The following is a 22,657-nucleotide window of genomic DNA, read 5'->3' on the forward strand; positions in this document are numbered from 1 at the left end:
TGGTTGTGTTTTTACCCTCTTAATTCATCCCTTACTTCCATCAAAGCAAATCCTAACAGGTTTTCTCCGTTCCATAGTAAAGGATTTTCTGCTCTGCTGTCTGTGTCCAGCATTCCGATACCCCAAATTCTGTCATAAGGACTCGCTTCTACCAGAACTTTGTCTCCGGTTGACAAAAGAAAGTCTTTAAATTTCTGATTTTGAGAGAATTTCAAAAGATTTCCCCGGGTAACAATTTCAAATTTATGTTCGTCCCACTGTTTCGGATCAAAGTTTTTTACTTTTCTACCCAGAGCTTTTGCCTGATTGGATGTATTTGCTTTTAAAATTTTCTCTTCTGTTTCAGGATCATTAAACAATCTGGCCTTTCCCGCCATCATATAATGTTCTGCTGTTTTGTAAATGGTACCATTTTCTTCAAACTTTCCGGGGAACCACTGGCTGAAACATGATTTGGTAATGGTATCTTTCGTCGTGTGACCCCAGAAAAACAGAAATTTTATCTTTTCTTTCTTCTGAAAACGTTCCGTAATATTTTGTAAGGTGTATTTCATGATTGCGTTATTTTGACACAAATTTAAAAGAATAACATTTTAGTAACCAAATTTATTTGCGTTAATTTTACGCTAATAATTATAATTAATTGATTTTCAAGGATAAAAATTTAATTCCAATCAACGAATATCACAAACTTTGATTACAAATAACACAAATTTGATGTATTTAGGCTAAAGCCAATGGAATGATATGGTATAAAAAAACGGGCTAAAGCCCGTTCCTATTGAATGTTTTCCATTGATATTTTATACTGTGGCTTCAAGAATGTCATAAATATTAGTGAATATTTGTGCAAAAACAATTGTGTCATTTGTGTTTAAAACAATCTATTTAATTTCGAAATAAAAGCCTTGCTCTTCAAGCTCTTTATATTTTTCCTTATTGAAAGTAAAAAGTTTCCCAGGTCTGCCGCTGCCTTCTTTTTTAACGTTATTGGTTTCGTTTAGCAGCCCGTAGCTCATAATTTTTTTACGAAAGTTTCTTCTGTCGATTTCCTGTCCCACAATAGTTTTATAAAGGTTTTCAAGATCAGAAAAGGGGAATTCTTCGTTGAGAAGATTGAAGCCGATTGGCTGATACTGAATTTTTGTACGAAGTCTTTTTAAAGCTGTATCTATGATTGTTTTGTGGTCGAAAGCCAAAGAAGGGAGTTTATTAATACTGAACCATTGTGCATCTTCAGCATCAGAGTCTGCAAAAAGTTCATGATAAGATGGGTTCACAAGCCCAAGATAGGCTACAGAAACAACTCTGTTTCTAGGATCGCGACCCAGATTACCAAACGTATACAGTTGTTCCAGAAAATCGGGTCTTATGCCCGCCTCTTCATACAGTTCTCTTTTTACAGCATCATCCACACTTTCATCATCAAGAACAAGTCCGCCTGGCAGCGCCCATCCTCCTTTAAAAGGTTCAATATTTCTTTTAATCAGAAGGATCTGAAGGTCTTTTTTATCAAAATATCCGAAGATGACGGCATCTACAGCCACTTTTATATCCTGTAATTTTTTTGGAGACTCCATAAATTGATTTGCGTTATGAATACACAAAGTTACGATTTATGTGCAAGGTAAAAAAATAATCAGGGGTATAATAAAAGTTGCTATCTTTAAGTTATCATTCTAACCATCTTAAAACTAAACCATTATGAAAAATTTATTATCAATTCTTGTCGCAGCTTTTTTATTAACGGCTTGTGAGAAGGGAAAAACAACAGCAGCCACTAGTGCTGATAAAGCCGATTCTACAGCCGCAAAATCCGAATGGAAACCTGTAGATTCTGCAACAGCTATGAAAGCGTGGATGGAGTACTCTACTCCGGGAGAAATGCATAAAATGCTGGCAAAATCTGACGGAATATGGACAGGAGAAACCACCATGTGGATGGAAAACGGAGGAAAGCCTATGATGAGTAAATCTGAGACGACCAATAAAATGATGTATGACGGACGTTATCAGATCAGTAACCATAAAGGCAACTTTATGGGAATGCCTTTCGAAGGAATGAGCATTGTGGGATATGACAATTCCAAAAAGAAATTTATCAGTACATGGATCGACAATATGGGAACCGGAATCATGCATGGTGAAGGAGAATGGAATCCTTCAACAAAATCGGTTGAATTTAAAGGAAAAATGACAGATCCTTCAAGACCTGGAAAAGATTGTGATTTCAGGGAAGTTTTCACTTTCGTAGATGACAATACCCAAAAGCTGGAAATGTACGGCCCGGACTCCAAGACAGGAAAAGAGTACAAAACCATGGAAATAAAATATACCCGTAAGAAATAGAATCAACAAAAAAACCGCTTCATTTTCAGAAGCGGTTTTTATTTTTATAATGAATTAGTCATTCAGCTTTAATACAGCCATGAACGCTGATTGCGGTACTTCTACTCTACCAATCTGCTTCATTTTCTTTTTACCTTCTTTCTGCTTTTCCAATAGCTTACGCTTTCTGGAGATATCTCCACCATAACATTTTGCGGTAACGTCTTTTCTTAAGGCTTTAATGGTTTCTCTTGCAATTACTTTCGTACCCAAGGCAGCCTGAACAGCAATATCAAACTGTTGTCTCGGGATCAGCTCACGAAGTTTTTCACACATTTTTTTACCAATGTGATAGGCATTACTGTCATGAATCAAAGATGAAAGTGCATCTACCATATCACCATTGATCAGGATGTCCATTTTTACAAGCTTGGAAGCTCTGAATCCGATTGGATGATAATCAAATGAAGCATATCCTTTAGAGATTGATTTTAACCTGTCATAGAAATCAAATACTACCTCAGCAAGCGGCATATTGAACACCAATTCCACTCTTTCAGAAGTTAAATAGCTTTGGTTAACAATTTCTCCTCTTTTTTCAATACATAAAGTCATTACCGGCCCCACGAAATCAGATTTGGTAATGATAGAAGCCTTGATAAATGGTTCTTCCACTCTGTCCATTATAGACGGATCCATCATTTCCGAAGGGTTGTTGATCAGAATCGGAACTTCCGGTTCTTTTTTGGAATATCCAAAATAAGATACGTTCGGTACCGTAGTGATCACGTTCATATTAAACTCTCTGTCAAGACGTTCCTGTACGATTTCCATGTGAAGCATTCCCAGGAATCCGCAACGGAAACCGAAACCAAGAGCAGCAGAACTTTCCGGTTCGAAAACCAGGGAAGCATCATTAAGTCTTAATTTCTCAAGAGAGAATCTCAGTTCTTCAAAGTCCTCAGAATCAATTGGGTAAATCCCTGCAAATACCATTGGTTTTACTTCCTCAAATCCATCAATAGGAGCCGCTGCAGGTCTGTCAAAAGAAGTAATGGTATCTCCTACTTTTACTTCACGGGCATCTTTGATCCCCGACACCAGGTAACCTACATCTCCGCAATGGATTGTTTTCTTAGGAACCTGCTTAAGTTTTAACGTTCCAACTTCATCAGCTCCATATTCTTTTCCTGTAGCGAAGAATTTGATCTTTTCATTTTTAGTAATGCTTCCGTTCACTACTTTGAAATACGCTTCAATACCTCTGAAAGGGTTATAAACAGAGTCGAAGATCAAAGCCTGAAGCGGACCGTCAGGATCTCCTTCCGGTGCAGGAATTCTTTCAACGATCTGCTCTAAAAGGTTATGAACCCCTTCTCCTGTTTTTCCGGAAACTCTCAGTACATCTTCATAGTCGCACCCTATCAGATTCATAATCTCATCAGTTACTTCCTCAGGATTGGCAGACGGAAGGTCAATTTTATTGAGAATCGGAATGATTGTCAGATCATTTTCCAGTGCCAGATAGAGGTTACTGATGGTTTGTGCCTGAATACTCTGTGCAGCATCTACAATCAGAAGCGCTCCTTCACAGGCAGCAATAGAACGGGAAACTTCATAGGAAAAGTCAACGTGTCCCGGTGTATCAATAAGGTTTAAAATATATTTTTCTCCTTTATATTCATAATCCATCTGGATAGCGTGCGACTTAATCGTAATCCCACGTTCTTTTTCCAGATCCATATCATCAAGCGTCTGAGACTGTAATTCTCTTTGGGTAACTGTATTGGTATACTCCAACAGACGGTCTGCCAGGGTACTTTTACCGTGGTCGATATGGGCGATTATGCAAAAATTTCGTATGTTTTTCATTTAAGAATCTTGTAGTTTGCAAAGATAAAAAAAAGCGAGAGATTATTGTCTTTCATTATCTTATTGTATGAATTTATTTAATTTTTACTGCTGAATTTTTTATTTTTCAAATATATAACTCCCGGTTAAAGAATCAAGATACACATTGGATTCCATAGTAGATCTGAAACCGACTCCCTGAACTGCTCCAGCATTGGTATTGGATAAAGAATCAATTGCAGCACCGATTAAAGCTCCTACCAAACCTCCTGCAACTGCTCCAACGAATAAGCCTCCGGTTTGGGCTGAAGCAAAAAGATTAGTTCTGGAAGAATAAATATAAAAGCCTTTATTATCTTTCTTTATTTCATCAAAGCCCACAGGTGTCGTTTTATAAGCTATTCCATTTTCTACATAGCAATATACTTTAGAGAGCGAAGTCTCAAGGCCTTTGTCCATTAACTGCACTACTTTTCCTTTCTTATTTTTTTTGAGGGAATACTCAGGATTTGGATTCTGGTTACGAAATTCCTGAAAGTTTGTGTAAATACCTTCCTTTAGAACAGGATTGTTTAATGCTTTATACTCTTTGTTTAAATACTCTTCATATCTGTTTATTTCATTTTCAGGAATATAATATCCGGGATTAATATTTGGATAATAAGACGCTTTTATAAACTGGGTAAATATTTCAGAAATCTGTCCAGACAAAAATATAGAAGGATGTACTGTAATATTCGGGTTACAGACAATTACATTACTATATCTTCCGATAAAATAGTATTTATCATTTCTTTTAATAAAGCTGGAAAGTTTAATTCTCGCTTTTGCATAAGTAAATGTACGGTTATTATCCTGTTCTTCATAAACTTTAAGATCTTCCAACATCAGGACAATATCATTATTTCCCATTGTTTTATTGTCTTCTCTGAATTTGTTTCCGATCAATCCCTGAAGATCATTAGTTGCAAATTTCAGTTCAACTATATCTTTTTTATCCGGGATACTTCCAATATTTTTATCTGATCTGTTATCAATAAAAGTAAGTGACTTTGTCAGTCCTTTTCTATCTCTAAGATTATCATTAATCTTAATTATTTCAGTTTTTTGTGCGGACCATAGAGACGAAAGTAAAAAAAAGAAAAATAATTTTTTCATCTATAAATTTTCGGCAAAAATAGGAATTTGAAGCAAAATTAAACGGCTCTCACAGAAATATCTGTGAGAGCCGTCCAACATTAAAAAAATAAACTATTATGGGTTTTGTTTTGGTCCTGAAGCATTATTATTGTTTCCATGAGGTCTTCTTTCATCCATTTTATCCTTCATCATTTTTTCTGATTGAAACAGCTTCAGAACTTTTTGGCAGGGTATCACCTGCTGCATTTTGTCTGCATATTTTTTTCTGTTATCAAGCAGCTTCTGTCCTACTTCAAAGCTTTGCTGTAGTTTGGCCTTAGCTTCCTCATCCGTTAAGGTTTCCGGATCAAAGTTTGAATTAAACTGACTTTTTATCTGCTTCTGGCTATCCAGATATTCGTTATACAATTGTGTAAATTCGGCTTTATCTTCCGGATCGACATTCAGATTATCCATGATCATATTGTTTCTGAATTTTTTCAGAAGTTCTTTTCTCTCTTCAGGAGAAAGGTTATTGATGACTTCCTTTCTTTGTTTAGGATCCATCTTTTTCCAATCATAATCTGTTCTTTGGGCATTTAATCCAAAGCCGTAAATAATCAAAAACGTCAATAATATCTTTTTCATCTTCTTTTAATTATAAATATCCAAATAAACGTCCTGGGTCGAATTACTTGCTAATTCTGCAATTTCAGAATTAGAAAACGAATCCAGATAGTCATTCATTCGTGTTTCTTCTTTTTTATTTACAGTTTTCACCGGTTTTGGTGTCTCTGTTGTTTTTTCAGTTTCGTGAACGCTTTTTGAAGCGTACGAATTGTTATTTTTTTGATTTTCAACTGTTTGATTATTATTTTCAACAGAAGTTAAATCAGATTTTAAAGTTTCATAGGCGAGTTCACTTTCTGTTTTGGGCTCTCCGTTATTGGCCACATACGTTGTTTTGGAGTTCAGTATTTGTTCCGTAGAATCGTTATCTGAATTAAAAACAAAAGTTGCTCCAAAGATCAAAGCCAGTGATGCCGCAGCTGCATACATCCAGTTCAGCTTAAAGACAGGTGCTTTTTTACTTGTCTTTATATCATTCATAACGCTCTCCTGAATATTTTCGAATAAATTTTCAGGAACTGTGTAAATGTTTTTACGTTCTAATTTTTCTATGTCGAACTCTTTCATCTTTGTTGGATCAAAAATTATTTTTCGTAATTTTCTTTAATATAATCTTCTATTTTCTGTTTGGCATAATGATAATTCGTTTTCAAAGTCCCTACCGACATATCTACAATCTTTGATATTTCTTCATAAGGCAAATCATCATAATACCGCATCATAAATACCAGTTTCTGCTTCTCAGGCAGGCTCTGTATAGCGTTCTGCAGTAAAATCTGTATTTCTTCAGCATCATCATCTGTATTATCTGCTACAAGATTCTGCATGTGATAATCCGGGTCTTCATCAGTTTTCTGCATCTTTTTCATTTTATTGACCTGCTGTAGTGCCTCGTTGGTAGCAATTCTGTACAACCAGGTATACAGCTGGCTATCATTTTTGAACTGATGAAAATTCTGATAAGCTTTAATAAAAGTTTCCTGCAAAGTATCCTGTGCAAGATCTCCGTCCACAATAATTCTTCTTATGTGCCAGTACAATCTGCTTTGATAGGCATCCATCAAGGCACGGACACCTTTATCCTGGGTCCGTGGATTCTGCATCAACGAAATAATTTCCGCGTCCTTAATCTTCATAAGATGCCTTACATTGTTTTGGATTACAAAAATAACTGAAAGTTAAATTAATTATTCAATTTTCAATTTAAATATTAAAAATATTATGAGACACTTACGCAATAAACGTGCCTGTATTGAAGTACAGGATTTTCACAGTGATCTTCCTTTCCCGGCTCGGCTTAAAATCTTATATTTGTTATATGCAAATTGTAATTATCGGTTCCGGAAATGTTGCCTATCATCTGGCAAAAGCTTTCACTTTGAAAGGTATTCCCGTGGCCCAGCTATTTGGGAGGAACGAAAAAGAATTAAGTAAAATTTCCGAAGAATTAAACATTCCTTATTCCACAGATCATCTGGAAAAGGCAGATCTTTATATCATCTGTGTAAGTGATCACTCTGTAGAAGAAGTTTCAAAGATCATACCCGGAAAAGACTTTCTGGTTGCGCATACTTCAGGATCTCTTCCTAAGGAAATTCTTGCCGGCGAATACCGGAAATCCAGTTTCTATCCTTTACAGACCTTTTCAAAATCCAAAGAACTTGAATATGAGAAAATTCCGTTTTTTGTAGAGGCTGAAAATGATGAAGACCAAAAACTGTTGTTGGATCTTGCTTCAAAAATTTCAGAAAGGGTAATGGAAAGTACTCATGAAAAAAGAAAATATATTCATCTGACGGCTGTTTTTGCCTGCAATTTTGTGAATCACCTTTTTTCAAGGGCCAAGGAAATTTCAGACTCTCAAGAAATTCCGTTTGATTATTTCTTACCGCTGATTGATGAAACGGTTCAGAAAATCCATACAATTGAGCCTAAAGAAGCACAAACCGGACCTGCCGTAAGAAATGATGTCAGGATTTTACAGCTGCATGAACAGTTATTAAAGGACGAGAGTCTTGAGATTTATAAAACAATGAATCATTCTATTCAGAAAATGTATGAGCTATAAAGAGAAATTAAAAGATATTAAGGCATTTGTATTTGATGTTGACGGAGTTTTCACAGACGGAAGTGTATATCTGCTTCCCGGAGGAAATATGTGCAGGGTAATGAATGTACTGGATGGTTATGCTGTAGTGAAGGCATTAAAAAATAATTATCTGATTGGTGTTATTACGGGAGGAAATGATGAAATGGTAAAACACAGAATCAATTACCTTGGAATTCAGGATTACTATCCGAAATCCCACAACAAAATAGTTGATTTTGAAGATTTTAAGAAAAAATACAATCTTAAAAATGAGGAAATTCTAACTATGGGTGATGATCTTCCGGATATTCATATTATGGAAAGTTCAGCTATTGCTGCATGCCCTGAAAATGCAGTTCCTGAGGTAAAAGGAATCTCTGATTATATTTCTCCTAAAAAAGGAGGAACCGGAGCGGTTCGTGACGTGATAGAACAGGTGATGAAAGTTCAGGGTAACTGGCATGATGATAATACCCAATCTGTATAATTAACGGCATGAAATTACTTTTAGCATCACAATCCCCAAGAAGAAAAGAGCTACTTTCCAGTCTTGGTTTTGAATTTGAAGTTGTCAAAATAGATTGTGAAGAAATACTTCCTCAGCACATTAAAATAGAAGAAGCCGCAGCTTATCTTTCTGATTTAAAATCAGATGCCTTTAGAAGTCTGGAAGCGGATGAAGTTCTTCTTACTGCCGATACCGTAGTAGCTATTGATCATCAGATTCTTGGTAAGCCTAAAGATGAAGCGGATGCCTTTCAAATGCTCCAGAGCCTTTCAGGAAGAACGCATCAGGTGTATACAGGAATTACCATCAAAACTGCCAATCAGTCTTTTACAGAAACCGATGTAGCCGATGTGACACTGGATGTGCTTACAGATGAAGAAATTAACTATTATATTCAAAATTACAAGCCTTTCGATAAAGCGGGAAGCTACGGTATTCAGGAATGGCTTGGAATGGCAAAGATCACAAGTCTTACAGGAAGTTTTTATACGATTATGGGGCTTCCTACTCATCTCGTTTACAAAATTTTGAAAGAAACCGCATTGATTTAAAGGTTTTTCAGGATTCCGGATATCTGTTAAAGAAGAATAAAATATTTCCGCAGGAAATATAAATATTATTCATTATAAAATTTTATTATTTTTACAAAATCATCAAACTGCTGATAATAAAAAGCAGATTAGCGAGTTATATTGAATAATGAAAAAGAATATATTATTCCTTTTAGTCATATGCCTTGTTGCTTCCTGTGCTACCAAAACAAAAAAGCCGGAGCAGCGTTCAAGAGTATTGAAAGGATTTTCCACATATTATAATACTCTTTTTAATGCGAAAGATGCATTAAACAGTGAATTTACAACCAGAGACAAAGGACATAAGGATAATTTCTATGCACCTTATATTCCTATTCTGACTTACGAAGAACAGCCTTTGGGAAGTGACCTTGGACAGACTGAAGCTTTTGCAGAAAATTCTATGAAGATGGCTGAAGTAGCCAACAGACCTTCGGGAAGAGGCAATTCGGGAGTTCCTAATATTCCTGGCGGGCCTCCGGGAAGCGGACCATCAAGACCTGACGGTGAGGAGAGCAAAGGCGCTACTACCCTTGAAATTGCAGAAGCAAAAGCTTTAAAAGCTATTAATAAATATTCGGTAACCAGAAATGGTGAAGAGAAAAACAAACAGATTTTTGATGCCTATATGATCCTTGCCCAGGCAAGAATTTACCGTGGTAAATCCCTGGAAGCACTTGATGCGCTTAATTATGTCTTTACGCATATGAAAGATGATAAAAGGATTGCACTGGCAAGAATTTATCAGGGGCTTGCTTATGATAAGATCAAGGATTATCACAGAGCGCATGAAACTTTTGCAAAACTGAAGGGAGACGATATTAATAAAAGCTATGCAAAGCTCCTGAGTATTTACTATTCTGAATCTTTGCTTGATGCAGGAAAAAAAGAAGAGGCTGCCAGGGAACTTGACAATGCTTTTGAACTGAATAACAACAGAAAACTGAAAAGTAGAATCGCGTATCTGAGAGGCCAGGTTTATGAAAATCTAAACCAGAATGATAAGGCAAGAGAAAGCTACGCTGCTGCATACAAATATGCCAATGATTTCGAATTTGAAGTAAAATCACAGATTGCAATTGCCAAAACTTTTAACGGTAAAGGAGACTATGCCGGCGCGAAGAATTATCTGGAAGGAATAAGTAAGAAAGGAACTTATGGTTCCAGAAAGAATGAATTTTACTATGCCTTAGGTCTCATGGCTAATAAGGCTGGGAAAAAAGATGAAGCTCAGCAATTCTTCAGAAAATCACTGTTTGAGAAAGTTTCTGATCCCCAGATCCGTGGACTGACTTATTATGAAATAGGGAAAAACTACCTGGATAAGAATGATTATATCGGGGCAGGAAGTTATTACGATTCCGCATTGGCAGTAATGACTTATGAGCCTTCAAAAATCTTATTGAAAGACCAGTCCGAATACATTAAAAAGATTTCCAAAAACTACTATCTGATCAAAAAGAATGACAGTATTCTTTCTCTGGCAAGAATGGATGATGCTCAGAAGACCGATTATTTCACAAAATATATTGCAAAATTAAAGATCAAAGAAGAAAAGGCGGAACAGGAAAGAAGACGTGCTGAAAGAAGTAAAGGTTTTGATACTGGAGATTACAGCGCCAATTCTGTTTTTGCCAACAGTGGTAATTCTTTTGAAGATTTTGGGGTAACGACAAAAGGCTTCTACTTCAGCAATACAGGAACTGTAAGCAAAGGAACTTCTTCATTTAAGCAGATCTGGGGAGACCGTGCTCTTGCTGACAACTGGCGTTCTTCCAAGAAGATGGCGTCTATTGAAGATATGAAGAATGAAGCTTTGGGAGTTACTTCAGCACCTAATCCAAGACGTTTTGAGCCTGCTTATTATATCGAACAGATTCCTACTGATCAGGGTAAATTATCCCAGTTAAAAAAGGACAGGGATACCGCTTCACTGGGACTTGGTATTATGTATCAGAACTATTTTACTAACACTCCCCTGGCGACTAAAACGCTTTATGACCTTGTAGATGTAAAGCCGGAAGAAAAGGTAATGTTACAGGCATTGTATGAGATTTTTGCCATGAATTATGAAAAAAATCCTCAGGCTTCTGAAAGAGCAAAACAAATTCTGTTAGCGGATTATCCTTATACTTCTTATGCCGAGTTTGCAAGAAATCCTAAAAATAAGTCATTTGTAAAATCAACTGAAGAAGTTGAAAACGAATATAAAAAGGCATATGCCCTGTTTGAGTCGGAAAAGTTTACGGAAAGTAAAGATGTCATTGATCAGACCATCCAGAAGTTCCCGAAGGATGCGCTGGTTCCTAAACTCTACCTTTTGAATGCCTTCAATGCCGGGAAATCCAGTGGTAAGGAAGTAATGATTCTTCAGCTTGAACAGATTGCCCTGAACTATTCCAAAACACCGGAAGGTGTGAGAGCGAAAGAAATGCTGAATTACCTGAAAAGCGACCTGAGTTTCCAGGCAACGGATAATAAAGGAAATGCTATTCCTCAGCAGCCATCAGGAGTTCCTGTACAGCCTAATGCCCAGAATACGGGTATTCCACAAATGAATAGCGGGAAAATCCAGAAGCTGGACAGTGGCCAGAATCCTAATATGAATAATACGGCTCCGCAATCAAGTCCCGGGCAGCAAAATCCAAAGAAAGCAAACGAAACGAAATCAGGGTCGAAAATACCACCAAGACCTCAATAAAATAAAAAAGCGAAGATTTATTCTTCGCTTTTCTTTTTCTTTACTCCATGGAAATCTTTGAGATAAAAAGGCTCAAAGTAAGCCATGTCTTCAAATTCTTTTTGTTCTATCTTTTCCAGTGTCTTTCTGATCAGATATTGTGCAGAAGGATAAACATCTTCTTTAAAAACAGCATCAGGAAGATTCAGAATCTCTTTTGCTTTTTTAGCACCATCCCCTACAAACAGAACTTTTTTATCTTTGAATTCTTCAAATGAAGCTTCATCTAAAATCTTAGCTTCTGTCTCCGATAACTCCTTCCCTGTTTTACCGTCATAAACGGCCGTATAAACCTCCATTCTCCTTGCATCGACTAAAGGCACTATGAGATCGTAGTTATCGCCTAAAAACGGCTCTATCATGCTTTCAAGAGAATTAACAGCTACAAGAGGGACTTTAAGTCCGTAACAAAATCCTTTTGCCGAAGCAGCACCTATTCTTAAACCAGTGTAGGATCCCGGACCTTTTCCTAAAGAAACCGCCTCAATCTCTTTAAGAGAAATACCTGCTCCTTCCAATGCCCATTCAACATAGGTGTGTAAACTTTCGGACTGTTTATAATTTTCGGAAACTTCTTCACAAAGGCATAACAGCTTCTCATTATCTGAAACTGCTACTGAACAGTTTTTGGATGATGTTTCCAGATATAGAATTTTCATTTTTTTCTTTTAAACTAAATTGCAAAATTACAAAAGGCAAACCGCTTTTAATCTTCTGCAAATTTACTCCATTATTTTGGACTATTTTCTATAAATCGTTCTGGGTTCAGCCTGTGCACTTGGATAGATCGTCATGTCTGAAATGGTAACATGCTTCGGAGCATTCACACAGTAGGCAATTGAGTCTGCAATATCTTCCGCTTTCAGAGCCTCATAGCCGGCATACACTGTTGAAGCTCTCTCACTGTCTCCCTTGAATCTTACCAAAGAAAAATCCGTTTCTACAGCGCCCGGCTGAATGTTGGTTACTTTAATACCAAATTCAGTAAGCTCCAGTCTCATTCCCTCGGAAATAACATCTACTGCTTTCTTCGTCGCACAGTACACTACTCCATTCGCATAGGTTTGTCTTGCTGCTACGGAACTGATGTTTACAATATGACCTAAATTTTTAGTTTTCATTGTTGGAATGATCATTTTGGAAACATAGAGTAATCCCTTTACATTTCCGTCTATCATAGAATCCCAGTCATCCGTTTTACCGGCCGATAGCGGATCTAATCCGTGGGCATTCCCTGCATTATTGATCAGAACATCAATATCTTTCCAGTTCTCCGGAAGAGAATTGATGGCTGATTCCACTTCATTAAGATTTCTTACATCAAATTTTAAACTAAATATTTCGGTAAATTGAGAAAGTTCAGTTTTTACAGATTCCAGCACTTCACTTCTCCTTCCGCAAATAATGATTCTGTTTCCTTGTTTTGCAAGAAGTTCGGCAGTGGCTTTTCCTATACCGGAAGTAGCTCCGGTGATCAATATTGTCTTCATATTTTTATCTCTTAAATGATATGCTTTGCTCCCTGTATTCCACCGTTTCCAAACGACCAGTCTTCCTGTCCGTTATTCTCAGTTAACACAATAATGATATTATTTTTTGTAATCGTTGTTGATGCTGCTATTTTTTCTGCAATAGAAGCATATAATCTTTTTTTCTTTTCGAAATCTCTCCCTTTTCCTGCAGTTATCTGTATAAAGATAATTTCTTTTGTATGTGGGATGTCAAGATAGCTTTGAGGAAATTTAACCTGGTGTGATTCCAATTCTTCTATAACATGAAAATAATCATCAGCCGGGATATTAAATTCTTCCATAAGAGCCTGATGTACAGAAATAGAAATCTGATCTTTCTCTTCGTGTTGCAGCGTTTTAGGCAGGCTAATTCTTACAAAGGGCATGTAGTAAATTTTAATTATTTTATACTCAAAGATAATACATATCTAATTGGCATCAAACGCCTCAAAAGCGTCTTCAATATGCTCAATTATTAAATTTTTGTTTTCGTCAGGAAGAACGGAAATAATATCAAACCTTACTTCATTATCTTTATTAAATTCCTCCATATAATGATTGGCTGCAGAAACAATAGACTTTATCTTTGTTTTGGTGACAGCTTCCTGAGGGAGCATAAAGGCATCTGTGGATCTTGCTTTCACCTCCACAACGATAATCTGATTATCTTTTTCAGCAATAACATCAATCTCAGCTTTCTGAAAACGAAAGTTCCTGACCAGGATTTTATAGCCACATTTCTTAAGATATTCAACAGCTAGATCCTCTGCCATTTTTCCAAAATCGTTATGGTTTGCCATATTCATTATTTAAGAGCCTGGAGATAGGAGAGTGGTACTACTTAAAAATCTATTCTTACTTTATCATCAACCTTCATCTTAACCTCACTTCCGATAATTAATGGCCTGTTGTCCTTAATATGCCCGTTCGGGAAGGCAAATACCACAGGGAATTTATATTTTGAAATTCTGTCAGAAATCAGTTTGTAAGCCAGCTCATCAAAGCTTTCTTCATAGCTTGCGTTTTCTTTTTCATCTCCCATATTGGTCATACCGCCAACAATGAGTCCTTTAATTTTGTTAAAAACTCCTGCCAGTTCCAGACTCATAATCATACGGTCCAGAGCATAAAAATTTTCACCAATATCTTCAATAAACAGGATTTTGTCTTTAAAATCAAAAGAATATCTGGTCCCTAGAAGGGCATAGATCAGGGCTAAATTACCTCCAACCAATTCACCTTTGATATTCCCTTCTTTATTAAATTGATGGGATTTAAGGCTGTATTTAGGCATTTCTCCTTTTAAGATACCGAAAATAAGATCATAGCTTTCATCCGTAACTCCAAAACTTGATGTTTTGATGGTTTGTCCATGGATAGAAGCGAAACCTTTTTTCAAAAGGTAACTTTGAATTACAGTATTATCTGAATAACCGATATACCATTTCGGGTTTTCTGTAAAATTTTTCAGCTTCAGATGCTGAACAAGGTGTTGACATCCATAACCTCCTCTGGAAGCCCATACAGCTCTTATTTCTTTGTCATTTAAAGCCCAGTTGATATCTTTAATTCTTTCCTTTTCTGTTCCGGCATAATTGTATCCGTTTGAAAATTTACTGTAAAGATGTTCTCCCGGAACGGGTTCAAAACCTCTACTTTTAATCATTTCAATCCCTTTTTCCAATTGTGTGGCATCTACGGCTCCTGCAGGGGAAATAACAGCTATTTTGTCTCCTTTTTTAAGAGACTTCGGAAAGATCATTTTTTTCATTTTGTTTTTTGATATTTTACTTCTTTTTTTTCTGCTTCCTCCAGCTGTCTGTCAAACTGGTTGAACTTTTTAAAACTCTGCAGGAAAATAAAGAAACTGAAGATAATAAGAATACAGCCAACCACTCTTCTGATCTGGTTGGCCAGTTTTTGTGTTAATTTATCGTGAAACTGCTTGGCAAGAAATATCTTGGCAAGGTCTATAGATAGGTAAGTGGCCAGCACTATACTGATGTATAAAATAAAACTGCTGGTGTCCGGATATTGATTCCTTACGGAAATTACCGTTACCAGCCAGAAAAGGATAACTCCAACATTGAGAAGATTAAAGAAAAAACCATTGAAAAATGTCTTGATATAATTCTGGCCAATGATCTTTTCTTCACCAGGCATATGCATTTTGGTCTTGGTAACCAGCATCACAATTCCGTAGATGAAAATAAGAATGGAAGTAATCCTGTAAAATCCGGGATGCTTGTCTATCAGAGTTACAATATCTGTACTGGCATAGTACGCCGCAACAATGCATAATAAATCTGCCGTAATAACGCCAAGGTCTAAGGATAGGGCATGTCTGGGCCCTCGGGAAAAGCTGGTTTCAATTAACAGGAAAAAAATAGGTCCTATGAAAACCAGGCTCAGCATAAATCCTAATATGATGGCAGATAGTACAAGTTCTAGCATTAAGTGGTGTTTTAAAATGAATAAAAATTCATTTCGTTTAATACAAAGTTAGACTTTATGATTTAATTATTCAATAAAGTTGTGATATATCAAGTGGATTTTAATCAGAGTTTAATATAAAAATTTTACGAAATAGGAGAGGAGCAAGAATACACAGTCCAAAATGCGAACAGATCCCAAAATAATTTTAGCCCATCCTTTACCTCCTTAAAAAAGAAAAAGATTGTTCCTTATTAGAATAATCTTTTTGCATTATATTTTTCTGATGATTTATCACACTTATTTTTCCAGGCAATTTTCATTAAAAACAAACTCAAAGTCTTTTCTGATTTTAAGTCCAAAAATTCCTCGTTCAAAGGTGTAAGTGATCTGATTTTTAAACAACATTCTTTTATAATCAATGAGAAAACTCCTTGTCATATAAGAATATTCATATGCATTTCCGCTTAAATAGATGTAAGTTGTCTTTCCTTTCTCATGGCTGCGTACACTTCCAACCTCTGAAATCATGTTTTTAAAACAGTATGTTTCTTTGGTAGGATTCATTCCTGTAAGATAGTTTATCAAAAAAAAACATTAATTATCTGTGGAAATGTAACTCCAAAAAAGTAATTCTTCCCTTGTTTATCAATATTAATAATATTCCTTTTGATCAAAATATTACATGTGACTACAAGAATGATTATAACAAGTACAAACAGAAAAAAATTGATAACAGTGTTAAAAATAACTGTTATCAATAATATTACGTTTAAAATACTAAATACAATGTATTTATCTATTCTCGTCATTACTTCACAATCTGGAAATCCAGCTGCTTCTGAATCAGATTGGCTTTCACCACTTTAATCTGAACTTCGTCTCCCAACTGGTATTTATTACCATGTCTTACTCCATATACAGCATGTGTTTTGGCGTCAAACATGTACGAATCATCAACAAGATCTCTCAGTTTGATCAGACCTTCGGCTCCGTTTTCCGGGATTTCAACCCAGAATCCGAATTCTGCCACGCCGGAAATCACACCTTTGAAAGTTTCTCCCAAATGTTTTTCCATGAATTTCACCTGCATGTATTTGATAGAATCCCTTTCCGCATCTGCGGCCAGTCTTTCCATGGCACTGCAGTGTTTTGCCTTTTCTTCAAGCTCACCTCTGTTTGGAGATTTTCCACCATCCAGATAATGCTGGAGAAGACGATGGGCCAATAAATCCGGATAACGACGGATAGGAGAGGTGAAGTGACTGTAGTATTCAAATCCTAATCCGTAGTGCCCGATAGGTTCTGTAGAATATACCGCTTTACTCATACTTCTCATAGCTAGCGTTTCGATCATATTTTCTTCACCTTTACCTTTTACATCATGAAGAAGCTTATTCAGAGATTCAGCCACTTTTTTGGTATTGGCAAGATTCATTTTATATCCGAAAGTCGCTACAAAGTCTCTCAGTGATTCCAGTTTTGCAGGATCCGGATCATCGTGAACCCTGTAAATAAATGTATTGTTGGTGATTTCACCTTTCCTTGTCAGCGATACGAATTCCGATACTTTTTTGTTGGCTAAAAGCATGAATTCTTCGATCAGGTGATTGGAATCTTTACTTATTTTAAAATAAACCCCAACCGGTTCATTATTTTCATCCAGGTTAAATCTTACTTCACTTCTGTCGAAAGTAATAGCCCCTTTTCTGATACGTTCATTACGCATGATTTTTGCCAGCTTATCAAGCGTATTGATCTCTTCCGCCAGATCTCCCTTTCCGGTTTCTATACGTTCCTGAGCTTCTTCATAGGTAAATCTTCTGTCTGAGTGGATCACTGTTCTTCCAAACCACTGTTTCTGGATTTCCGCTTGATCATTCAGTTCAAAGACTGCTGAAAAAGTATATTTATCTTCGTTTGGACGCAGGGAACAGACATCATTGCTCAATACTTCAGGAAGCATCGGTACCACCCTGTCAACAAGATATACCGAAGTAGCTCTCTGATAGGCTTCATCATCAAGAATAGTCCCGGGAACCACATAATGAGATACATCTGCAATATGCACCCCGATTTCCCAGTTTCCGTTTTCCAGTTTTCTTATAGATAAGGCATCATCAAAATCCTTGGCATCTTTAGGGTCAATGGTAAAAGTGCATATTTTACGCATATCCCAACGCTTCGCCACCTCTTCGTCAGTAATGCTTCTGTCAATTTTATCTGCATCAGCTTCCACTTCCTGTGGAAATTCATACGGTAAACCATATTCTGCAAGGATAGAGTGGATCTCTGTTTCATGCTCACCCGGAGCACCCAGTACCTGGATAATTTCACCTTCAGGATTTTTATCCCCTGGTTTCCACTCTGTCATTTTTACGATCACCTTATCTCCGTCTTCCGCATTATTGAATTTGGTCTTCGGAATAAAAATATCCGTATTGATTGATTTCTTATCACAAACAACAAACCCGAAATCTTTGTGAGCCACCTTCTGAAATGTCCCTACAAATTCTGTTCTGTTACGTTCCAAAACTTCAAGAACTGAGCCTTCCAGCTTCTTTCCTTTATAATGATAAGTTATAATAAGAACCTTGTCTCCCTGCAGTGCATCCTTCACATTTTTGGCATGAATGAAGATATCATCTTCCATTCCTTCCACACTTACGTAGGCATTTCCGCTTTGGTTGAAGTCAATAATTCCGGTTAATGTTCCTGCTATTTTCAGGTTAACAATATATTTCCCGCGCTCCACTTCTTTGATCTTTTCAGATGCCTGAAGTTTATGCAATGCCTGGATAACAAGTTCCCTTTGTCTCGGATTTTTGTAATCTATACCATCAGCGATTTGTTTATAATTATAAATTTTGGATGAATTTGCATTCATAAAACGGAGGATCAGTCTTCCGATCTCCATCAGTTTTAAATCATTTTTATGACTTATATATTTTCTTTTTTTTGGCATGTTAATTTTCTTTTTTAAATGTTTGGTTTTATCTCAATTCAAATAAAACCTTTTTCTAAATCTTCCTTTATTCCTTATATAAGGTTATTCAATTTCATCATAGATTCTTTCCGTATATCATCAGAAATTATCTTTCGGTTTGCTAACAACGGGAGCTTTAGTTTTGTATAAATTTAATACAATTCTGGAGAAGAAAAGAGAAAAACCTTCTGTTAAATATGTTTCCAATATAAAAAAGGCTTTAGAGAATAATAGAGTGTTATTTCTATTGGACACTGCAAATGTACGAATAAAAAATAAATAAGGCTTGTAAATGATTTACAAGCCTTATTATATATTAGCAAAATGCAATTTTATCAACTCTGTTCTGGTGTCTTCCGCCTTCAAAGTCTGTAGAAAGAAATTTATCTACAATTTCAATGGCCAGTTCCTTTGATATAAATCTCGCCGGTATCGAAATCATGTTGGCATCATTATGCTGTCTTGCCAGCGTTGCAATCTCCGGCATCCAGCAAAGTGCACATCTAATTTTCTGATGTTTGTTGGCAGTGATCTGAACTCCGTTTCCGCTTCCACAGAACAAAATTCCCAGTTCATTTTCTCCGTTTTCCACAGAAGTTGCGGCAGGGTGTACAAAGTCCGGATAATCCACACTGTTTGTGGAAAACGTTCCAAAATCCTGAACTTCAAAATGTTCTGAAAGGTAGTTTTTAACAATCTCCTTATATTCATAGCCTGCATGGTCCGCTGCAACAGCAATTTTTCTTTTCATAATACTCTTATTAAGCTTTTTTAGATTCTATTTCCTTACAAAGGTAAGAATAATAACAATTCGTGTTAGTAAACCGGGAGTTAATTGTGAAAAGGTCTGTGAATAACTGTGGAAAACTTTTATCAACTTTCTATTTTTAAAGATCAATTTATTTCGTAATAGAAAACGTTTCCGCAAAATTTAACCACAACTTTCCAGATGTTTTCTTCAGCTATCCCCAGTCTTTTCCATAATAAAATAACTAAGAATGGCATCATTTCAAAGTTATCAACATTTGTTAATAAGTGTGTGAAACAGCGGGTTTACAAGGATTTATATTGTGAGTTAAATATGAATTGAATAAAAGTTGAGTGTTACCAACTTTTAGCCTGAAACTTATCCCCGAAACTAACAACACTCAACAACAACTACATTATTCTTTTTTTTAAAAGAGAAAAAATTGTTGATTAATGGGTGATTGGGTTCGGGGAAAGTTTTTGAAAACTTTTATTTTAATCAAAGTGTTGAAAAAGTTTAAAACCTTACATTTGTGAAACAAAAATTCAGTGAAATTTATGAAATTGCTCTTGCGAGATTTTACCGGAAGCTAGAACGGATTTTGAGCACGGCGGTTTCATAAGGCTTAGAAAAAAATAAATCTATTTATGAAAACAATCAATGATCTTAATTTTAAAGATAAGAAGGCTCTGGTAAGAGTGGACTTCAATGTTCCGCAGGATGATCAACTGAAAGTGACAGACAATACAAGAATTGTTGCTGTAAAACCTACAGTGGATAAGATCCTTAATGATGGTGGTTCTGTCATCTTAATTACCCACCTGGGAAGACCAAAGGGTGAGGTTAAAGATGAATTTTCTCTTAAACATATAGTAGGCGAAGTTTCCAATGTCTTAGGACGTGAAGTAAAGTTTGTTGATGAATGTATCGGTGAAAAAGCAGAGCAGGCTGCAGCTGAACTGAAACCAGGAGAGATCTTGTTGCTGGAAAATGTACGTTTTCATAATGAAGAAGAGAAAGGTGATGCTGCTTTTGCAGAGAAACTTGCTAAGCTTGGAGATGCTTATGTAAATGATGCATTTGGTACTGCACACAGGGCTCATGCTTCCACAGCAGTAATTGCACAGTATTTTCCATCAACTAAATATTTCGGTTTACTGATGGCTAAGGAGCTTCAGGCAATCGATAAAGTATTAAAAAGTGGTGAAAGACCGGTTACAGCTATTTTAGGAGGATCTAAAGTTTCAACTAAAATTACCATTATAGAAAATATACTTCCGGCAGTAGACAATCTGATCATTGGAGGAGGTATGGCATTTACCTTTATTAAGGCTCTTGGAGGAAAAATCGGAAATTCTCTTGTTGAAGAAGACAAGCTTCCTTTAGCTCTAGAGATTTTGGGTAAAGCTAAGGAGCATAAAGTGAAAGTTTATCTTCCGTCTGATACAATTATTGCTGAAAGTTTTAGTAATGATGCGGAAAGAAAAGAAGCTGATATCTATGCAATTCCTGAAGGATGGATGGGACTTGATGCAGGGCACAAATCTAGAGATCAGTTCAATGATGTATTGTTAAATTCAAGAACTATTCTTTGGAATGGACCAATTGGAGTTTTCGAGATGTCAAACTTTGCGGGTGGAACTGTTGCCTTAGGTGATAGTATTGCTGAAGCAACTAAGCTTGGTGCCTTCTCTTTAGTTGGAGGTGGGGACAGTGTTGCATTCGTTAAGCAATTTGGGTATGCTGATAAAGTAAGTTATGTTTCTACTGGAGGCGGAGCAATGCTTGAAAGTCTTGAAGGGCTAGAGTTACCAGGTGTAGCTGCAATCAACAATTAATACAAAATAAAATAAATATTTTAAAGCCTGCTAATTATATTAGCAGGCTTTTTTTATCTCCGTAACCTGAAGAAAATCCTTTATTCATCGGTAATTCTAATGTATTTTAGATATAACTTATGGTTATATAAAGACATTTTTATTTCTTTATCAATTATTTGTGTTCTATTGAAATTTCTTTGTCTGTATTTTTCTCTGTAATTCTGTAATTTCAAAAATTTCTTCCTGTTGTTTATTGGCTTTTTTTGAAAATATATGGCTCGATTTTCACCAGAGTGTTGTCAATGAAAGATCCATTTTTTAGAAACATTTATTATGCTTTCATTGCGATTTTTTTCTGGTATATGCTCTAGGGTGAGATTAGCCTGATCAATTATTGTAAAGGATCAACTTTGATTCCTGATTTTATAATCCATAACCTTAAACAGAGCAATTCTTTATTTGTTTCTGGAAATAATTTAAATGTATTTCTTATAAGTAATTTATATTTATTTTATTTCATATATGTGTGAGTATGTTGTATTATATTGATTATCAATTAATAAACCTATTTTTATTTAATTTATTTTAATTTTTATATAGTATTAAGTAATTTAAAATGAATAGGTTATAAAGTTATTTATCTAATTTGCAGTAAGAATGAATTCTAAAACAAATGTTGAGATATTTTAGTATTGACTTTTTATTTTGATAGTACTTTCAAATTGCTTCTACTGATTTTTAGGTTTTGATCTGCAATTTTATTTTGAAAGATTTCCAGCATGATCATTTTTCTTTATATTTAAAATGAATCCGGAATAAGATGTTAGGCTCTGCTTAAAAATTCAGATAAGGGAGTAGGGGAGCTTTATATTTTATTTGTCTTATATCTCCGGTTATTTTCTATTGGACACAGATATAAAGATAGAGGATATTTGCCTGTCTGGCAATTTTCATTAGGTATACTGAAAAATCGCCTTTCATTAATGTAGCAAAAATTGCATTTCTATATTCAAATGAGTTATTTTACATTATTATATTTTTTATTGGAAATTATCCTTGTTTTTGTACGAATTCAAATTGTAAAAACCATTTTTTTTGTTTTTTTTTGACTTTTTGAGACTGTATTAAATTTACAGGTAGTAAAGTCAAATCTGAATACGTTTACAAAAGAATTGTTTTTTGAATTTTTAAAATGGAGTAGGGGAGAGCCTTACTAAATTTCAATGGAGAGTTCAATGAACCAAAATTATTTTAGTTAAGACTTCAAGAACCAAAAAAATGAGCTTACATAAAAATTAAAAACTCAGAGATTTTTCCCCTGA

General features: G+C 35.6%; 22 protein-coding genes. 6 read left to right on the plus strand and 16 right to left on the minus strand.

The features are described 5' to 3' along the window. Nucleotides 1-11: 11 nt before the first annotated feature. A complete protein-coding gene (gene ybiA / locus EL165_RS15850) occupies nucleotides 12-554 on the minus strand; it encodes a riboflavin biosynthesis intermediates N-glycosidase (RefSeq protein WP_002982001.1) in 543 nt (180 codons plus the stop codon). 330 nt (nucleotides 555-884) lie between these two features. Next, nucleotides 885-1,580, minus strand: coding sequence for an NUDIX hydrolase (locus tag EL165_RS15855; protein ID WP_002982003.1), 696 nt, complete (start codon nucleotides 1,578-1,580; stop codon nucleotides 885-887). A 124-nt stretch (nucleotides 1,581-1,704) separates the two neighbouring features. On the opposite strand from EL165_RS15855, the gene EL165_RS15860 reads away from it, so the two are divergent. Further along, nucleotides 1,705-2,349: a DUF1579 domain-containing protein gene (locus tag EL165_RS15860; protein WP_002982005.1), complete on the plus strand. Its 645-nt coding sequence runs from the start codon at nucleotides 1,705-1,707 to the stop codon at nucleotides 2,347-2,349. A 54-nt stretch (nucleotides 2,350-2,403) separates the two neighbouring features. Here EL165_RS15860 and lepA read toward each other — a convergent pair whose 3' ends face one another. The 5 genes from lepA to EL165_RS15885 form a co-directional block, all read right to left on the minus strand. Continuing rightward, entirely contained in the window at nucleotides 2,404-4,200 is a 1,797-nt protein-coding gene (lepA, locus tag EL165_RS15865) for a translation elongation factor 4 (protein ID WP_002982007.1), read from the minus strand. Between the two features lie 99 nt (nucleotides 4,201-4,299). Continuing rightward, the gene (locus EL165_RS15870; protein WP_002982009.1) at nucleotides 4,300-5,337 is read right to left on the minus strand and encodes a glycine zipper 2TM domain-containing protein; all 1,038 of its coding nucleotides are present in this window, start codon (nucleotides 5,335-5,337) and stop codon (nucleotides 4,300-4,302) included. A 96-nt stretch (nucleotides 5,338-5,433) separates the two neighbouring features. Continuing rightward, complete coding sequence (locus EL165_RS15875; RefSeq protein WP_002982012.1) at nucleotides 5,434-5,946, minus strand: hypothetical protein; 513 nt, start codon at nucleotides 5,944-5,946, stop codon at nucleotides 5,434-5,436. 6 nt (nucleotides 5,947-5,952) lie between these two features. Beyond that, entirely contained in the window at nucleotides 5,953-6,495 is a 543-nt protein-coding gene (locus tag EL165_RS15880; RefSeq protein WP_002982015.1) for a hypothetical protein, read from the minus strand. A gap of 17 nt (nucleotides 6,496-6,512) precedes the next feature. After that, nucleotides 6,513-7,064, minus strand: coding sequence for an RNA polymerase sigma factor (locus EL165_RS15885; RefSeq protein ID WP_002982020.1), 552 nt, complete (start codon nucleotides 7,062-7,064; stop codon nucleotides 6,513-6,515). 182 nt (nucleotides 7,065-7,246) lie between these two features. On the opposite strand from EL165_RS15885, the gene EL165_RS15890 reads away from it, so the two are divergent. From EL165_RS15890 to porW, 4 genes are all read left to right on the plus strand, one after another. Continuing rightward, a complete protein-coding gene (locus tag EL165_RS15890; RefSeq protein ID WP_002982022.1) occupies nucleotides 7,247-7,996 on the plus strand; it encodes a Rossmann-like and DUF2520 domain-containing protein in 750 nt (249 codons plus the stop codon). After that, nucleotides 7,986-8,504: a KdsC family phosphatase gene (locus EL165_RS15895; RefSeq protein ID WP_002982025.1), complete on the plus strand. Its 519-nt coding sequence runs from the start codon at nucleotides 7,986-7,988 to the stop codon at nucleotides 8,502-8,504. Before EL165_RS15890 ends, EL165_RS15895 begins: the two co-directional genes overlap by 11 nt. An 8-nt stretch (nucleotides 8,505-8,512) precedes the next feature. Further along, complete coding sequence (locus tag EL165_RS15900) at nucleotides 8,513-9,076, plus strand: Maf family protein (RefSeq protein ID WP_002982026.1); 564 nt, start codon at nucleotides 8,513-8,515, stop codon at nucleotides 9,074-9,076. 148 nt (nucleotides 9,077-9,224) lie between these two features. Beyond that, complete coding sequence (porW, locus tag EL165_RS15905) at nucleotides 9,225-11,798, plus strand: type IX secretion system periplasmic lipoprotein PorW/SprE (RefSeq protein WP_002982028.1); 2,574 nt, start codon at nucleotides 9,225-9,227, stop codon at nucleotides 11,796-11,798. A gap of 17 nt (nucleotides 11,799-11,815) precedes the next feature. Here the strand turns inward: porW and tsaB are convergent, their stop codons facing one another. From tsaB to rpiB, 9 genes are all read right to left on the minus strand, one after another. Continuing rightward, nucleotides 11,816-12,496, minus strand: a complete 681-nt coding sequence (gene tsaB / locus EL165_RS15910) for a tRNA (adenosine(37)-N6)-threonylcarbamoyltransferase complex dimerization subunit type 1 TsaB (protein ID WP_002982030.1) — start codon at nucleotides 12,494-12,496, stop codon at nucleotides 11,816-11,818. A gap of 81 nt (nucleotides 12,497-12,577) precedes the next feature. Beyond that, nucleotides 12,578-13,327 carry an SDR family NAD(P)-dependent oxidoreductase gene (locus tag EL165_RS15915; RefSeq protein ID WP_002982031.1) on the minus strand — a complete coding sequence of 250 codons (750 nt, stop codon included), beginning with the start codon at nucleotides 13,325-13,327 and terminating at the stop codon, nucleotides 12,578-12,580. A gap of 11 nt (nucleotides 13,328-13,338) precedes the next feature. After that, nucleotides 13,339-13,734, minus strand: a complete 396-nt coding sequence (locus tag EL165_RS15920) for a tautomerase family protein (protein WP_002982032.1) — start codon at nucleotides 13,732-13,734, stop codon at nucleotides 13,339-13,341. A 42-nt stretch (nucleotides 13,735-13,776) separates the two neighbouring features. Further along, the gene (locus tag EL165_RS15925; RefSeq protein WP_041461997.1) at nucleotides 13,777-14,148 is read right to left on the minus strand and encodes a YraN family protein; all 372 of its coding nucleotides are present in this window, start codon (nucleotides 14,146-14,148) and stop codon (nucleotides 13,777-13,779) included. A gap of 41 nt (nucleotides 14,149-14,189) precedes the next feature. Continuing rightward, complete coding sequence (locus EL165_RS15930; protein WP_002982034.1) at nucleotides 14,190-15,119, minus strand: S66 peptidase family protein; 930 nt, start codon at nucleotides 15,117-15,119, stop codon at nucleotides 14,190-14,192. Next, entirely contained in the window at nucleotides 15,116-15,802 is a 687-nt protein-coding gene (locus tag EL165_RS15935; RefSeq protein WP_002982035.1) for a LysE family translocator, read from the minus strand. The genes EL165_RS15930 and EL165_RS15935 overlap by 4 nt, the downstream gene beginning before the upstream one ends. Nucleotides 15,803-16,081: 279 nt before the next feature. Further along, nucleotides 16,082-16,369 (minus strand): hypothetical protein, encoded by a 288-nt coding sequence (locus EL165_RS15940; protein ID WP_041461953.1) that lies wholly within the window; start codon nucleotides 16,367-16,369, stop codon nucleotides 16,082-16,084. Nucleotides 16,370-16,592: 223 nt separating this feature from the next. After that, nucleotides 16,593-18,746 carry a ribonuclease R gene (gene rnr, locus EL165_RS15945; protein ID WP_002982038.1) on the minus strand — a complete coding sequence of 718 codons (2,154 nt, stop codon included), beginning with the start codon at nucleotides 18,744-18,746 and terminating at the stop codon, nucleotides 16,593-16,595. Between the two features lie 337 nt (nucleotides 18,747-19,083). Beyond that, a complete protein-coding gene (gene rpiB / locus EL165_RS15950; protein ID WP_002982040.1) occupies nucleotides 19,084-19,518 on the minus strand; it encodes a ribose 5-phosphate isomerase B in 435 nt (144 codons plus the stop codon). A 644-nt stretch (nucleotides 19,519-20,162) separates the two neighbouring features. On the opposite strand from rpiB, the gene EL165_RS15955 reads away from it, so the two are divergent. Beyond that, nucleotides 20,163-21,353 (plus strand): phosphoglycerate kinase, encoded by a 1,191-nt coding sequence (locus tag EL165_RS15955; RefSeq protein WP_002982041.1) that lies wholly within the window; start codon nucleotides 20,163-20,165, stop codon nucleotides 21,351-21,353. Nucleotides 21,354-22,657: the final 1,304 nt, after the last annotated feature.

It is taken from the genome of Chryseobacterium gleum (assembly GCF_900636535.1).
GTDB classification, from domain to species: domain Bacteria; phylum Bacteroidota; class Bacteroidia; order Flavobacteriales; family Weeksellaceae; genus Chryseobacterium; species Chryseobacterium gleum.

What these genes read in the sequence shown, in the direction of transcription:
- ybiA (WP_002982001.1), bottom strand. Translation starts at nt 554, where the DNA reads ATGAAATACACCTTACAAAATATTACGGAACGTTTTCAGAAGAAAGAA.
- EL165_RS15855 (WP_002982003.1), bottom strand. Translation starts at nt 1,580, where the DNA reads ATGGAGTCTCCAAAAAAATTACAGGATATAAAAGTGGCTGTAGATGCC.
- EL165_RS15860 (WP_002982005.1), top strand. Translation starts at nt 1,705, where the DNA reads ATGAAAAATTTATTATCAATTCTTGTCGCAGCTTTTTTATTAACGGCT.
- lepA (WP_002982007.1), bottom strand. Translation starts at nt 4,200, where the DNA reads ATGAAAAACATACGAAATTTTTGCATAATCGCCCATATCGACCACGGT.
- EL165_RS15870 (WP_002982009.1), bottom strand. Translation starts at nt 5,337, where the DNA reads ATGAAAAAATTATTTTTCTTTTTTTTACTTTCGTCTCTATGGTCCGCA.
- EL165_RS15875 (WP_002982012.1), bottom strand. Translation starts at nt 5,946, where the DNA reads ATGAAAAAGATATTATTGACGTTTTTGATTATTTACGGCTTTGGATTA.
- EL165_RS15880 (WP_002982015.1), bottom strand. Translation starts at nt 6,495, where the DNA reads ATGAAAGAGTTCGACATAGAAAAATTAGAACGTAAAAACATTTACACA.
- EL165_RS15885 (WP_002982020.1), bottom strand. Translation starts at nt 7,064, where the DNA reads ATGAAGATTAAGGACGCGGAAATTATTTCGTTGATGCAGAATCCACGG.
- EL165_RS15890 (WP_002982022.1), top strand. Translation starts at nt 7,247, where the DNA reads ATGCAAATTGTAATTATCGGTTCCGGAAATGTTGCCTATCATCTGGCA.
- EL165_RS15895 (WP_002982025.1), top strand. Translation starts at nt 7,986, where the DNA reads ATGAGCTATAAAGAGAAATTAAAAGATATTAAGGCATTTGTATTTGAT.
- EL165_RS15900 (WP_002982026.1), top strand. Translation starts at nt 8,513, where the DNA reads ATGAAATTACTTTTAGCATCACAATCCCCAAGAAGAAAAGAGCTACTT.
- porW (WP_002982028.1), top strand. Translation starts at nt 9,225, where the DNA reads ATGAAAAAGAATATATTATTCCTTTTAGTCATATGCCTTGTTGCTTCC.
- tsaB (WP_002982030.1), bottom strand. Translation starts at nt 12,496, where the DNA reads ATGAAAATTCTATATCTGGAAACATCATCCAAAAACTGTTCAGTAGCA.
- EL165_RS15915 (WP_002982031.1), bottom strand. Translation starts at nt 13,327, where the DNA reads ATGAAGACAATATTGATCACCGGAGCTACTTCCGGTATAGGAAAAGCC.
- EL165_RS15920 (WP_002982032.1), bottom strand. Translation starts at nt 13,734, where the DNA reads ATGCCCTTTGTAAGAATTAGCCTGCCTAAAACGCTGCAACACGAAGAG.
- EL165_RS15925 (WP_041461997.1), bottom strand. Translation starts at nt 14,148, where the DNA reads ATGGCAAACCATAACGATTTTGGAAAAATGGCAGAGGATCTAGCTGTT.
- EL165_RS15930 (WP_002982034.1), bottom strand. Translation starts at nt 15,119, where the DNA reads ATGAAAAAAATGATCTTTCCGAAGTCTCTTAAAAAAGGAGACAAAATA.
- EL165_RS15935 (WP_002982035.1), bottom strand. Translation starts at nt 15,802, where the DNA reads ATGCTAGAACTTGTACTATCTGCCATCATATTAGGATTTATGCTGAGC.
- rnr (WP_002982038.1), bottom strand. Translation starts at nt 18,746, where the DNA reads ATGCCAAAAAAAAGAAAATATATAAGTCATAAAAATGATTTAAAACTG.
- rpiB (WP_002982040.1), bottom strand. Translation starts at nt 19,518, where the DNA reads ATGAAAAGAAAAATTGCTGTTGCAGCGGACCATGCAGGCTATGAATAT.
- EL165_RS15955 (WP_002982041.1), top strand. Translation starts at nt 20,163, where the DNA reads ATGAAAACAATCAATGATCTTAATTTTAAAGATAAGAAGGCTCTGGTA.